Here is a 12,778-nt window from a genome sequence, read left to right as displayed (position 1 = left end):
CGCGCTCTATCTAGGGCCGCATGTCATCCACGCTCCGCAAGACCCTCATCATCGCCCTTGTCGTCATCGTCGCCATCGTGGCGGTCGGCTGGTATCTGCTGCAGCCAACTAAAGCCAAATATGGCGATGAGGAACTGACCGGCACCGACCCGCTGATCGCCGCGATCGAGGAGGAGACGATCCCCTCCATCGGCATCATGGATCCGGTGGGCTGGGCCGACGGCGAAAGCCCGACTCCGGCCGAAGGGCTGAACGTCACGCGCTTTGCCGAGGGGCTGCAGCATCCCCGGTCGATGCTGGTGCTCGACAACGGCGACGTGCTGGTGGCCGAAACCAATCGCCAGCCCGGACCGCCCGCCAGCTTCACCGACCGGGTGGCGGGCTGGCTGATGGGCAGGGCAGGGGCGGGCGTACCCTCGGCCGATCGGATCGTCCTGCTGCGCGATACCGACGGCGACGGCGCGGCCGACAGCCAGAGCGTGCTGCTCGACGGCCTCAAGTCCCCCTTCGGCATGGCCACGCGCGACGGACGGCTGATCGTCGCCAATACCGATGCGGTGCTGTCCTTCCCCTTCACCCCCGGCGACACGACCATCGCCAAGGGCGAGGAATGGCAGCTGATGGCGCTTCCCGGCGGCGGCAACCATTGGGCGCGCAACCTGCTGCTCAGCCCCGATGGCGAGCGGCTGTATGTGACGGTCGGATCGGCCAGCAATATCGGCGAAAACGGCATGGCGGCAGAGGAAGGCCGCGCCGCGATCTACGAATATGACTTTACCACCCAGACGAGCCGCCAGTTCGCCAGCGGTCTGCGCAACCCGATGGGCCTGGCCTTCAATCCCGCCAGCGGCGAATTGTGGACCACGGTGAACGAGCGCGACATGCTCGGCCCCGACGTGCCGCCCGATTACCTGACCAACGTGCCGATCGGCGCGCAATATGGCTGGCCGTGGATCTACTGGCGCTTCACCTATGACGAGCGGGTGGAAGCGCCCATGCCGCAATATCTGCAGGAATATACGCGCTGGCCCGAATATGGCCTTGGCGCGCATGTCGCGCCGCTGGGGCTGGTGTTCGCGAATGACGGCGCGCTAGGCGAACCGTTCACCAGCGGGGCCTTCGTGGCGCGGCACGGGTCATGGAACCGTTCGCCGCCAGCGGGTTACGACGTGATCTTCGTACGCTTTGACGAACGCGGCAATCCGCTGGACGAACCGCCGCTGACGGTGCTGTCGGGCTTTCTGGGCGAGGATCTGGAAACGACCCATGGCCGCCCGACATGGCTGGCGTGGGACACGCGCGGCGGGCTGCTGGTCACCGACGACACGGCGGGGATCGTCTGGCGCGTCACCGGCACGCCGGCACCCACGCCGGGCGAGGCCGATCAGTCCAGCACAACCCCCGCGCGGCCCGCCAGCTCGGCGATGTAATGCCGTGCGACGCGGCCTGACCGCGCGCCCCGGCGACGCGACCAGTTCAGCGCCTCGTCACGGTTCCAGTCCAGCCCGTAATGCGCGGCATAGCCCGCCACGATGGCGAGGTAATCGTCCTGGTCGCAGGCGTGGAAGCCCACGGGCAGCCCGAACCGGTCGGCCAGCGCCAGCGCATCGTCCATGTCGTCGCGCGCATTGACGGGATCGTCCTGCTGCCCCTGCGTGCGGGCGAGGATGTTGCGCCGGTTGCTGGTCACCGCAATTCGCACATTGGCAGGCCGGGGAGTCACGCCCCCCTCAAGCAGCGACCGCAGTGCCCGCGCATCCTCCTCGCGGTCGAAACCGATATCATCGATGAACACCAGATAGCGCCGCACCCGCCCCTTCAGCAGGGCGAACAAAACAGGCAGCGTATGCAGCGCATCGCCCGCCGCCTGCACCAGCGCGATATCCCCATCCGCCTGCGCCGCCAGCACCGAAGAGCGCACCAGCGCCGACTTCCCCATCCCGCGCGCGCCCCACAGCAGCATGTCATGCGCCTCGGCCCCCTGCGCAAGGCGGCGGACATTGGCGGACACCGTGTCGCGCTGGCGGTCGATCCCGCGCAGCAGGTCCAACGCGGGCGCGGCAATCCGGTCCTGCCCGTGCAGCACCGATCCGTCCCAGCCATAGGCGGGAAACGCGTCGGGATCGGTCGGCCCGTCACTCGCAGGCGCCATCCGTTCCAAAGCGGCGGCGATGCGGGCAAGCAGGGAATTGGTTTCGCTGTCGGACATGGTGGATGGCGGCCTTCAATCGGTTGATCTTGTCGCTGGCTGCCAGAGCCTATAGCGAGCCCGAATGAGCGCTGCCAATGCCGATCCCGCCGGACCCGCGATCCTCCCCATGGGCGAGGATGCGCTTGGGCGCGCGTTGAACGAACTCACGGCAGGCCACCCGGTCGCAGTCCCGACCGAGACGGTCTACGGCCTCGCCGCCCGCGCCGACAGCGACAGCGCGGTGGCGGCGATCTATGCGGCGAAAGGGCGGCCCAGCTTCAACCCGCTGATCGTGCATGTCGCTGACAGCGAGGCGGCTAGCACTATCGCGCAGTTCAATACCCGCGCCCAGCGATTGGCCGAACGGTTCTGGCCCGGTCCGCTGACGATGGTCCTCCCGCGCAGGCCCGATGCGCCGCTGGCCGATGCCGTCACGGCAGGCTTGCCCACGGTGGCGATCCGCTGTCCCGCGCATCCCGCGATGCAGGCGCTGCTGCGGCTATGCCCGTTCCCGCTGGCCGCGCCCTCCGCCAATCGCAGCGGTGCGATCAGCCCCAGCACGGCACAGCATGTCGCCCAATCCCTGCGCGGGCGGATCGGGCTGGTCATCGACGGAGGCGCGACGCAGCAAGGGATCGAATCGACCATCGTCGCGCTGGACCCGCAAGGCTGGCGCATCCTGCGGCCCGGCCCCATCGATGCGCAGGCGCTCGAACAAATCCTCGGCACCGCGCCAACATCCGCAAAAACGGACGGCTCGATCGAAGCCCCTGGCCAGCTCGCCAGCCACTACGCCCCCGGCAAGCCGGTGCGCCTCGACGCCCGCGGAGCGCAGGCGGACGAATACCACATCGGCTTCGGCCCCGTTCGCGGCGACATCACCCTGTCGGAAAGCGGCGATCTGTTCGAAGCCGCGGCACGCCTCTATGCCTGCCTGCACCACGCTGCGGAAAGCGCACAGCCGCGCATCGCCGTCGCACCCGTCCCGCGAACAGGCATCGGCGCGGCCATCAACGACCGGCTGTCACGCGCGGCTGCCTGAAGGTTCGATCAGCGGTCGGGCTCGACCGGCAGGGTGGGGATGATCTCCTGCATCTCGGCATAGATCCGGCGCGCTTCCTCACACGCCTTCTCGTCGCCTTCGTTGCAGTCCTTCATTTCCTTGCCGTATTGCCGCTCCAGCTTGCCCAGCCGCTCTTCGCGCTTGCGGATTTCGCGGCCGCGGTTCTCGTCCGCCTCGCTCTGGCTGGTGGTCACCGCATCGACCGCGCTGCCCGCGGCCTTCACCGGAAGGGTCACGACATCGACCACGGTGCCAAGGCAACCGGTCAGCAAGGGGGCAGTCATCAGAACCGGCAGGACCAGGCGTGCACGCATCGGGGCATTCTCCTTCGAATGCCGCCTAGCATGCCGGATCCGTATGGACGAAGAATGAACCGCCCTTATTTGCCGGAAATTGTCGTTATTTGCCGGAAATTATCAGGCCGGTTCGCACACCAGCCGGCCCGATCCCACGCCCTTGACGGTGCAGCGCGCGCGGCCCTTCACCGTGACATTGCCGGAACCCGCCATGCTGGCCGACACATCGCCGTCGCTGGCGAAAACCGCATTGCCCGAACCCGCCATGCTGACATTCGCGCTTTCGACGCTGACGCCCTCCAGACCGACATTGCCCGAACCCGCGATCTTCAGCGACAGGCTTTTGGCCGAACCCTTGCCGCTGACGGAGCCGGAGCCCAGCATCTGCACCTTCAGCTGATCGACCTCGATCTCGCCGCACTGGACATTGCCCGATCCGGCGACCGCGATCTTGGCCTTGCCGCCCCGAATCGCCGCGCAATGCACCGAACCCGATCCGGCCAGAGAGATCTTGCGCAGCTTGGGCAGGGTGATCTTCACCATCGCGGTGCCGTTCTGGCGCTTTCCGGTGACGCGCATGATCGACAGCTTGCCGTCGTCCAGCTGGAACCGGATCGCATCGGCGGCATCCTCGTCGCCGTCGACGGTGATGGCGGTGTCCTCGCCGGTTTCGATCACGACATCATCGGGGCCCATCACCGCGACATGGCGAATCCCGGCATCGGCCAGGTCCAGCTCGCCCAGCGGGACGCCCGCCTCGCACGCGACGCGCATCGTCTCGCCGATATTTGAGAAATTGCCGAAATTGCCGACGTTCTTCATGTCGATATCGAACTTGTCGAGGTTCGAGAACGCCTTGGTCATGGCGACCCCGGCCATGGCCGAGATGAAATCGCCGAGATTGTCGAATTGCCGGTTATTGGACATCACATGCTCCACAACTGTATTACAGCGGCAATACACCACCGGCGCGAGTCGCCGCAAGCCGGGCGTCGTCCCGTTCGGCGAAGGCATCACATGGCTCTGCGAACGACGTGGGCGCGTCGATACGAAAAAGGGCCGCCGGATCGCTCCGACGGCCCCTTTCGGCTGGCCTTGCGGCCATCAAATGCGGCAGCGACCGATCAGGCGGGCTGCTGCTCGTAATATTTGGGCGCGTATTCGTTCAGGATCTCGAGGATCTTGGCGAGCGCGGCCGGTTCGTCGGTCTTTTCCATCGCGGCCAGTTCGCGCGCAAGGCGGCTGGACGCGGCTTCGAAGATCTGACGCTCGGAATAGCTCTGTTCCGGCTGGTCGTCGGCGCGGAACAGGTCGCGGGTCACTTCGGCGATCGACACCAGGTCGCCCGAATTGATCTTCGCTTCATATTCCTGGGCGCGGCGCGACCACATGGTGCGCTTTACCTTCGGCTTGGACTTTAGGACGTCCATCGCCTCGCGAAGGGTCTTGTCCGACGACAGCTTGCGCATGCCGATCGATTCAACCTTGTTGACCGGAACGCGCAGGGTCATGCGTTCCTTCTCAAAACGCAGCACGTAAAGTTCGAGCTGCATGCCGGCGATCTCTTGGCTTTGCAGTTCGATCACGCGGCCAACGCCGTGCTTGGGGTAAACGACATAGTCACCGACGTCGAAGGCAAGTGCCTTGGCAGTCATGCAGAGTCCTTTCTCTGGCAATCCTTCCCGTTCAAGCCTCAACCGGGCTCTGGCGTAGAAAAGACGGCAAATGCCGCCTGTCCGGGGGGGCCAAAACTCCTTCCTGCGCCGAAACGATCGGCCCAATGTGAAGCTGTGCCTGCGGGAATTTTCGCCTTTCCTGACGAGACCGGACGGAGTAATTTCCGCCAGCCGTGGCGTTTTTTACCATAAAATGACGGTGAAAGCGAGTCTTGTGCGCAAAACGCACAAGACTCTCGCGCCAACCGCGACTTGCACGGTTAACGCGGAGTCATTTTCCACTGGCTGGACGGAAAAATCCGTCCGGAATCAGTCGCCTTCGCCAGGCTCGGTCGTGAAATACTTGTCGAACTTGCCTTCCTCGCCCTTATGCTCGTCGGCATCGGCGGGGGGTTCGCGCTTGACCGTGATGTTCGGCCATTCGGCGGAATACTGGGTGTTGATTTCCAGCCATTTTTCCAGACCGTTCTCGGTATCGGGAAGGATCGCTTCGGCCGGGCATTCCGGCTCGCACACGCCGCAATCGATGCACTCGCTGGGATTGATCACCAGCATGTTCTCACCCTCATAGAAGCAGTCGACGGGGCAAACCTCGACGCAGTCCATGTATTTGCATTTGATGCAGGCATCGGTGACGACGTAAGTCATTTCAATCTATCCCTCAGTGGCCCCGAGTGGCTTTTCCTTCCGGTCTGCTATGGGCGCGATTCCGGATCGTCAAGCGATTGGCTTCTCTTGCGTGTGGTTCGCAAGATCGCGGTAATGGCTTTGCGCCTCCACCGCGGGCCCGCGCCGCGCGGGCAGCGAATCGAGCGCAATGACGCGGATCGCCTTGCCCACCGGCACGGTCAGCACGTCGCCCGCGCAGACCGGCTGCGCGATGCGGGTCACACGCTCGCCATTGCGGCGAATATGGCCCGCCGCGACGATCGCCTGCGCCGCGCCGCGGCTGGGGGCAAAGCGCAGCATCCACAGCAACCGGTCGATCCGCAGCGAAGCCTTGGGACCGGTCGCCGCATCCGTCACGAAAGCAGCTCCGCCAGATCGGCAAAGGGATTGCCCGCGGCGGGGCGGGGCGCGGGGCGGGCCGGGCTGGGCCGGTGGCCGCCCTTCGCGGGCCGGGCGGTGCGCGTATCCTGAACGCGGCGCGGCCTCCAGCGCCAGCGCGGCGGCGTCGGCGGGCCAAAGCGCCCCTCGGGCCACTGCGCGGGCGCGTCGGCGGTAAAGCCCGCCTGCCGCAGCAGATGGGCATAGGCCCGCGTGGTCAGCCCCATCGACAGCGCCATGGTGGGGTCGAGCGCGAAACGCGGCGGATTGCGGTGCCGCTTGCGGCCCGCGTCGGTCCACCGCATCCGCCTTTGGTGCGCGGCATGCAGTAGCCGTTCGGCCAGATCGACGCGAACGAACCGGTCCCCGGCCTTGCGATAGCCCAGCGGCAACCGTCCCTTGGCGGGCAGCGCCGCCGCCATGGCCGCATCGGGCGCGGCAAAATCCTGCCTTGCCAATCGCGCAAGCGCCGTCCAGTGATCGAGCGGTTTCGCACGCAGCATCGCGGGCATGAATACGTCGAGCGCCCCGACCTTGACGCCAAGCCGCCGCAACATTTGCCGCTGCTCGACCGACAATTCGCCAAGCCCCGACGATTCGCGGTCGACGACCCCGCCTTGTTCGGACAGGCGGATCAGCAGGGCGCGCAGCTCGGGACCAGACGACAGCTCCTTCGCCGCCGCCGCCACGCGCCTCAGCGGTTCGAGAAGTTCCAGCTCCTTGTCCATCCAGACAGCGAGTGCGGCCTCAATCTCGGCGCGGCGTGCCGGGTTCAGCAGGGCAAGGCCGGGGGCAAGGCTGATCGATGGCTCCAGCATGGCTTTTCCTGGGCCCAGACGTGCCAGATCGTGGCCATTCCATGTCAGATGCTCGCCATTCCAGGCCATATTGCGCCCCTCCGCCAGATCGCCCAGCAGTTCGCGCGCATGCTTGTCGAGCAGCGCCGGCAGATGCTTCTCCGCCGCCGCCAGCAACAGGCGGCGCATCTCCATCCGGGCCTGCGGATCGACATGGAAGGTGAAACCCTCCAGCCGTCCGATTTCTTCCCCATCAACCAGAACCGCGTCGTTTTCGCCCAGCTTGACTGGCAGCAGCCCCGCATCCGCGCCCAGCTTGCGCATCAGCACCGCTGTCCGGCGATTGACGAAACGCTCGGTCAGCCGCGCATGCAATGCCTCGGACAGCTTGCGTTCGACACTGCGGGCGCGCTCGGCCATTTCTTCGCGCTGAAGCAGCCAGTCGGGCCGCTGCGCGATATAGGACCAGCTGCGGATGGCGGCGATGCGGCCCTGCAGCGTGCCGATATCGCCGCCGGTGCGATCCAGTTCGGCGATGCGCGCGGCGGCGAAATCATGGGCGATATGGCCAGTGCCGGTGGACAGATCATGCCACAGCCGCGCCACGAAGCGCGCATGATGCTCCGCTCCCGTCTGCCTGAAATCGGGCAGCGAGCACGCATCCCAGAATCGGCGCACCATCGCCTTGCCCCTCGCCACCTGCGCAATCGCGGGCTCTGACGACAGCATGCGCGCAACGGTCAGGTCTATCGCCTCAGGCGCAGCGGCCAATGCGGGGTGGTCGGGCGGGGCTTCCAGATCCTCGATCAACGTCGCTAGCGAATCCAGCCGGGGCCGCGCATCGCGCCAGTACAACCGCTGAAGCGGCGGAAAGCTGTGATTCTCGATCGCGAAAATCTCGTCATCGCGGAACTCGGCGCGCGCTTCGCCGGCCAGGACCCCGAACGTCCCGTCGGTCTGGTGCCTGCCCGCGCGTCCCGCGATCTGTGCCATCTCGGCAATGGTCAGCCTGCGCCGCCGTTCGCCATCGAACTTGTCGAGGCTCGCGAAGGCAACATGACGCACGTCGAGGTTGAGACCCATGCCAATGGCGTCGGTGGCGACGATATAGTCGACCTCACCAGACTGGAACATTTCAACCTGCGCATTTCGCGTCTGCGGTGAAAGCGCGCCCATGACGACCGCTGCGCCGCCCCGGAAACGCCGCAGCATCTCAGCAACCGCATAGACTTGCTCCGCCGAGAAGGCGACAACCGCGCTGCGCGGCGGCAGGCGCGACAGCTTGACCGCACCCGCATGGCTCAGCGTCGAAAAGCGGGGGCGGGTGATGATTTCGGCATCGGGCTCAAGCGCCCTCACCATCGGCGTCAGCGAGGACGAGCCGAGGATCATCGTCTCCTCCCGCCCACGGGCATTCAACAGGCGGTCGGTAAAGACATGCCCCCGCTCGCGGTCGGCACCCAGCTGCGCCTCGTCGATGGCGATGAAGGCGAGATCGGCATCGCGGTCCATCGCTTCCATCGTGCACAGTTTCCACCGCGCGCCCGGCGGCTCGATCCGCTCTTCACCCGTGATCAGCGCGACATTGCCCGCGCCCTTGATCGCGACCACGCGGTCATAGACTTCACGCGCCAGCAACCGCAGGGGAAAGCCGATCGCACCGCTGGAATGCGCGCAAAGCCGTTCCACGGCCAAATGCGTCTTGCCGGTATTGGTGGGGCCCAGAACGGCCTTGATGGCGGGCGAACTCATCGCTTCACAAATGTGGCATCGCATCCTGATGCCTGCAAGGCGCACGGTCCAAAGCTTCCCCAATCGCGCCAAATCAACGGCTTGCCGCACGCAGGGCGCGTCCTATCGATAGGGACGAGAATTTGAACGCTGCTTAAGTTTCGGGCCGGCAATATTGGCGGCACGAAGAATGCAACGGATCGGCGATATTGCCCGCAGGCCAGACAGGAATGCCCGAACGCAAATGACCGAAGCCAGCGACAACCGCCTAAGCATCTCGCGCAGGGAGCGCGTCGCGCATGACTCTAATGCTGCCCAAGGTGCCACGATGGCCGAAAAATGGGTCGGCGATCTCGGTTCCGACATCGGCAGCGCGCGCTGGTTCCGCTCGCTTGGGCTGCTGATCGCGCTGATCATCGTGACCTTTGCGTTCTGGCCGGATTTCTCGGCGCTTCATGCCGCCGCTCCCTCGCGACTGACCCAGGAAGAGCGCGACGAATATCGCAGCCAGATGATTACCCCGCTGGCGCTGGGCGCGGATAGCGGGCGGCGGATGGGCCCCTCGCGCCTGGTCGTGCCGCTGGCCAATGCGCCCGAACGGCCCATCGTCGAATTGACCGCGACTCTGGGCAAGGACGATTCGCTGGCCGCCATGCTGCGCCGCGCCGGGGTCAGCGGAACCGATGCCTCGCGAGTCGAGGAACTGATCGGCAATGCCCTGCCGCTGGAAGACCTTGCTGGCGGCACCAGCTTCGACATTCGGCTTGGCCGCCGCGCCAATCCCAGCCAGCCAAGACCGCTCGAAAACCTGACCTTCCGCGCGCGCCTCGACCTTGAACTCGCGGTTGCGCGCGAAGGCGGGCCTCTCGCGCTCGAACGACGGGCGATCCGGGTCGACGACACGCCTCTGCGGATTACCGGCACGGTCGGTTCGGGCCTCTATCGCGCCGCCCGCGCCGCCGGAGCGCCCGCGAAATCGGTGCAGCAATATCTGAAGGCCTTGGGCGATGCGCTTGATATCAATCGCGAAGTCGGGGCCGGCGACACCTTCGACATGGTCATCGAATACAAGCGTGCCGAAACCGGCGAGGTCGAGGTGGGCGACGTGCTCTATGCCGGGCTCGACCGCCGCGGATCGCCGCGTGCGCAATTGCTGCGCTGGGGCAAGGACGGGCGGTTCTACGATGCCAACGGGCAGGGCGAACTGCGCGAAGGGCTGATCCGTCCGGTCAACGGCGCGGTCGGCTCGGGCTTCGGCATGCGCCGCCACCCGATCCTCAAGATTCGCCGCCCGCACAACGGGCTCGATTTCCGGGCACGTTCGGGTCAGCCGATCTTCGCGGTTACCGACGGCACCGTCATCATGGCGGGGCGCAACGGCGGCTTCGGCAATTTCGTGAAGCTGAGCCATGGCGGCGGGCTAGCCACTGGCTATGCGCATATGAGCCGGATCGCGGTCAATCGCGGCCAGCGGGTCAAGCGCGGTCAGGTCATCGGCTATGTCGGCTCCACGGGCCTGTCGACCGGCCCGCATCTGCATTATGAGATGTATCGCAATGGGCGGGTCATCAATCCGGCCTCGGTCGATTTCGTCGTGCGGCAACAGCTGTCGGCGGCGGAACTGCGCCAGTTCCGCAGCCAACTGGTCGAACTGAAAAAGGTGAAACCGGGCGCGGCGCTCGAACCGCTGGTCCCTGCGAGCGCGCAGACCGCAGAGCCGGAGCGCGAGGCCGATCGCCTGTCGAACGCCCCGGCCTGATCGCCCAACCCGATAAGCGCGGCTTTTCAACACCGCGCCAGTCGGGCAAAGGCTGATCGCATGAGCAGCTATCCCAATCTCCGACTTCGCCGCACCCGCGCCAGCGCATGGAGCCGCGCGCTCTATCGCGAAACGGTGCTGACGCCCGCAGACCTGATCTGGCCGGTCTTCGTGACCGAAGGGCAGGGCGTGACCGAGGATATCGCATCGCTGCCCGGCGTGTCGCGCGGATCGGTCGACGTGATCGCCGCTCGTGCCAAGGAAGCGGTGACGCTGGGCATCCCCTGTCTGGCGCTGTTTCCCAACACGCCGAGCCATCTGCGCGACGACGACGGGACCGAGGCGCATAATCCCGACAATCTGATGTGCCGCGCGATCCGTGCGATCAAGGATGCCTGCGGAGACGATATCGGCGTGCTGACCGATGTCGCGCTCGATCCCTATACCAGTCACGGGCAGGACGGCTTGCTGGACGAGTCGGGCTATGTCGTGAACGATGCCACGGTCGATGCGCTGGTGCAGCAGGCGCTGAACCAGGCCAATGCGGGCGCGGATATCGTTGCGCCTTCCGACATGATGGACGGCCGCATCGCCGCCATCCGCGAAGGGCTGGAGGAAACCGGCCACGCGAATGTCCAGCTGATGGCCTATACCGCCAAATATGCCAGCGCCTTCTATGGCCCGTTCCGCGATGCGGTGGGTTCGGGCGGCCTGCTCAAGGGCGACAAGAAGACCTATCAGATGGATCCCGCCAATTCGGAGGAAGCGCTGCGCGAGGTCGAACTCGATCTGGCCGAGGGCGCGGACAGCGTGATGGTAAAGCCGGGCCTGCCCTATCTGGATATCGTGCGGCGGGTGAAGGACACTTTCGAAGTGCCCGTGTTCGCCTATCAGGTCAGCGGCGAATACGCGATGATCGAGGCGGCCGCCGCGGCGGGCGCGGGCGACCGGAATGCGCTGGTTCTGGAAACGCTGACCGCGTTCAAGCGCGCGGGTGCCAGCGGCGTGCTGACCTATCACGCCCCGCTGGCGGCGAGGCTGCTGGGTTGAGCGCGATGGAGCTTGCGCCCTTCAGTGTCGAGACCGAGCGGCTGGTCCTGCGCGACTGGACCGATGCGGACCGCGAGGAATTTCTGCGGCACACCAATACGCCCGCTGTCATGCAATGGCTGGGCGGCGTCATGGACGCGGCCAAGGCCGGATCGGCGATGGACCGTCTGCTGGCATATCAGCGCGATCATGGCTTTACCTTCTGGGTGGTGTCGCGAAAGGACGATGGCGGTCATCTTTCCGGCGAAGTGCTGGGCTTTTGCGGACTGAAGCGCGCCAATCTGCCGCCCGGACCCGTCGGCGACGTGGAAATCGGCTGGCGCCTACGTGAGGACGCGTGGGGACATGGTTATGCAAGGGAAGCCGCGCAGGCTTCGTTGAGGCTGGCGTTCGAACGTTTTGACGCGCCGCATGTCATCGCGCTGACCGTCATGGACAATAGGCCCAGCTGGGGCCTGATGGAGCGGCTGGGCATGAAGCGGCGCCCGGACCTCGATTTCCGGGCCGAGGGCGAGGCGGCCTGGGCCGAGAATATCTCGGCCTGGTCGATCACCCGCCGCGAATGGGAGGAAACGCAATGAATCGCCCCGACGTCACCATACTGACGATCCATGGCAAGACGCCTCGTATCCATCCCTCGGCCTTTATCGCGCCGGGGTGCCGGATCATCGGCGATGTCGAGATCGGGCCCGACGTCAGCATCTGGTACAATTGCGTGATCCGGGCCGACGTCAATTTCATCCGGATCGGCGCGCGCACCAATGTGCAGGATGGCAGCGTGATCCACTGCGACAGCCCTAAACCCGGGCAAGCAGAAGGCTGGCCGACCATCATCGGCGAGGACGTGCTGATCGGCCACATGACGATGGTTCACGGCTGCACGATCGAACGTGCGGGCTTTGTCGGGCTGGGCGCCATCGTGATGAATGGCGTTCTTATCGGGGAACAGGGCATGGTCGGCGCCGGTGCGATGGTGACGGAAAACAAGCGGATCGCTCCGCGCGAATTATGGGTCGGTCGTCCGGCAAAGCCCGTTCGCGAATTGCCGGAAAGCGCCCTTGCCGGCATGGCGGAGGGCGTCGCTCATTACGTCGAGAATGGCCGCAACCACGCAAAAGCAATAGAGGCACAACTCGCCGCAAAGGATTGATTAACACGGATAAGCCTA

The 12,778-nt window shown here is 65.7% G+C and carries 13 protein-coding genes; 6 read left to right on the top strand and 7 right to left on the bottom strand.

The genetic code is table 11. From position 1 onward, the window contains the following. The first annotated feature begins 20 nt into the window (after positions 1-20). Entirely contained in the window at positions 21-1,430 is a 1,410-nt protein-coding gene (locus AC4FIJ_RS08795) for a PQQ-dependent sugar dehydrogenase (protein ID WP_490336340.1), read from the top strand. Here AC4FIJ_RS08795 and AC4FIJ_RS08790 read toward each other — a convergent pair. Then, entirely contained in the window at positions 1,385-2,209 is an 825-nt protein-coding gene (locus AC4FIJ_RS08790; RefSeq protein ID WP_490336339.1) for a DUF815 domain-containing protein, read from the bottom strand. The genes AC4FIJ_RS08795 and AC4FIJ_RS08790 overlap by 46 nt on opposite strands. 64 nt (positions 2,210-2,273) lie before the next feature. On the opposite strand from AC4FIJ_RS08790, the gene AC4FIJ_RS08785 reads away from it, so the two are divergent. Next, positions 2,274-3,233, top strand: coding sequence for an L-threonylcarbamoyladenylate synthase (locus tag AC4FIJ_RS08785; protein WP_490336338.1), 960 nt, complete (start codon positions 2,274-2,276; stop codon positions 3,231-3,233). Positions 3,234-3,241: 8 nt separating this feature from the next. Here AC4FIJ_RS08785 and AC4FIJ_RS08780 read toward each other — a convergent pair whose 3' ends face one another. The 6 genes from AC4FIJ_RS08780 to AC4FIJ_RS08755 form a co-directional block, all read right to left on the bottom strand. Next, positions 3,242-3,568 (bottom strand): hypothetical protein, encoded by a 327-nt coding sequence (locus AC4FIJ_RS08780; protein ID WP_490336337.1) that lies wholly within the window; start codon positions 3,566-3,568, stop codon positions 3,242-3,244. Positions 3,569-3,670: 102 nt separating this feature from the next. Further along, on the bottom strand, positions 3,671-4,477 hold the full coding sequence (locus AC4FIJ_RS08775; protein ID WP_490336336.1) for a GIN domain-containing protein: 807 nt from the start codon (positions 4,475-4,477) through the stop codon (positions 3,671-3,673). 197 nt (positions 4,478-4,674) lie between these two features. After that, positions 4,675-5,205, bottom strand: a complete 531-nt coding sequence (locus AC4FIJ_RS08770; RefSeq protein ID WP_490336335.1) for a CarD family transcriptional regulator — start codon at positions 5,203-5,205, stop codon at positions 4,675-4,677. 330 nt (positions 5,206-5,535) lie between these two features. Beyond that, entirely contained in the window at positions 5,536-5,874 is a 339-nt protein-coding gene (gene fdxA / locus AC4FIJ_RS08765; protein ID WP_490336334.1) for a ferredoxin FdxA, read from the bottom strand. Between the two features lie 69 nt (positions 5,875-5,943). Next, positions 5,944-6,252: a S4 domain-containing protein gene (locus AC4FIJ_RS08760; protein WP_490336333.1), complete on the bottom strand. Its 309-nt coding sequence runs from the start codon at positions 6,250-6,252 to the stop codon at positions 5,944-5,946. Then, positions 6,249-8,822, bottom strand: coding sequence for a helicase-related protein (locus tag AC4FIJ_RS08755; protein ID WP_490336332.1), 2,574 nt, complete (start codon positions 8,820-8,822; stop codon positions 6,249-6,251). The genes AC4FIJ_RS08760 and AC4FIJ_RS08755 overlap by 4 nt, the downstream gene beginning before the upstream one ends. 307 nt (positions 8,823-9,129) lie before the next feature. Between AC4FIJ_RS08755 and AC4FIJ_RS08750 the strand changes: the two genes are divergently transcribed. From AC4FIJ_RS08750 to AC4FIJ_RS08735, 4 genes are read left to right on the top strand one after another with little or no spacing between them, the layout of a single operon-like run. Then, entirely contained in the window at positions 9,130-10,560 is a 1,431-nt protein-coding gene (locus AC4FIJ_RS08750) for a peptidoglycan DD-metalloendopeptidase family protein (protein WP_490336331.1), read from the top strand. Positions 10,561-10,620: 60 nt separating this feature from the next. Beyond that, positions 10,621-11,610 carry a porphobilinogen synthase gene (gene hemB / locus AC4FIJ_RS08745; RefSeq protein ID WP_490336330.1) on the top strand — a complete coding sequence of 330 codons (990 nt, stop codon included), beginning with the start codon at positions 10,621-10,623 and terminating at the stop codon, positions 11,608-11,610. Between the two features lie 5 nt (positions 11,611-11,615). After that, a complete protein-coding gene (locus AC4FIJ_RS08740) occupies positions 11,616-12,191 on the top strand; it encodes a GNAT family N-acetyltransferase (protein WP_490336368.1) in 576 nt (191 codons plus the stop codon). Then, positions 12,188-12,760 (top strand): gamma carbonic anhydrase family protein, encoded by a 573-nt coding sequence (locus tag AC4FIJ_RS08735; protein ID WP_490336329.1) that lies wholly within the window; start codon positions 12,188-12,190, stop codon positions 12,758-12,760. The genes AC4FIJ_RS08740 and AC4FIJ_RS08735 overlap by 4 nt, the downstream gene beginning before the upstream one ends. Positions 12,761-12,778 lie beyond the last annotated feature (18 nt).

The organism is Croceicoccus sp., assembly GCF_983967925.1.
Note: the sequence above shows the minus strand (reverse complement) of the source record. Positions and strands in the feature narration are given on the sequence as shown.

Bases quoted from the DNA above. Each gene is read 5' to 3' on its own strand.
- AC4FIJ_RS08795 (WP_490336340.1), top strand. From the start codon at position 21: ATGTCATCCACGCTCCGCAAGACCCTCATCATCGCCCTTGTCGTCATC.
- AC4FIJ_RS08790 (WP_490336339.1), bottom strand. From the start codon at position 2,209: ATGTCCGACAGCGAAACCAATTCCCTGCTTGCCCGCATCGCCGCCGCT.
- AC4FIJ_RS08785 (WP_490336338.1), top strand. From the start codon at position 2,274: ATGAGCGCTGCCAATGCCGATCCCGCCGGACCCGCGATCCTCCCCATG.
- AC4FIJ_RS08780 (WP_490336337.1), bottom strand. From the start codon at position 3,568: ATGCGTGCACGCCTGGTCCTGCCGGTTCTGATGACTGCCCCCTTGCTG.
- AC4FIJ_RS08775 (WP_490336336.1), bottom strand. From the start codon at position 4,477: ATGTCCAATAACCGGCAATTCGACAATCTCGGCGATTTCATCTCGGCC.
- AC4FIJ_RS08770 (WP_490336335.1), bottom strand. From the start codon at position 5,205: ATGACTGCCAAGGCACTTGCCTTCGACGTCGGTGACTATGTCGTTTAC.
- fdxA (WP_490336334.1), bottom strand. From the start codon at position 5,874: ATGACTTACGTCGTCACCGATGCCTGCATCAAATGCAAATACATGGAC.
- AC4FIJ_RS08755 (WP_490336332.1), bottom strand. From the start codon at position 8,822: ATGAGTTCGCCCGCCATCAAGGCCGTTCTGGGCCCCACCAATACCGGC.
- AC4FIJ_RS08750 (WP_490336331.1), top strand. From the start codon at position 9,130: ATGGCCGAAAAATGGGTCGGCGATCTCGGTTCCGACATCGGCAGCGCG.
- hemB (WP_490336330.1), top strand. From the start codon at position 10,621: ATGAGCAGCTATCCCAATCTCCGACTTCGCCGCACCCGCGCCAGCGCA.
- AC4FIJ_RS08740 (WP_490336368.1), top strand. From the start codon at position 11,616: ATGGAGCTTGCGCCCTTCAGTGTCGAGACCGAGCGGCTGGTCCTGCGC.
- AC4FIJ_RS08735 (WP_490336329.1), top strand. From the start codon at position 12,188: ATGAATCGCCCCGACGTCACCATACTGACGATCCATGGCAAGACGCCT.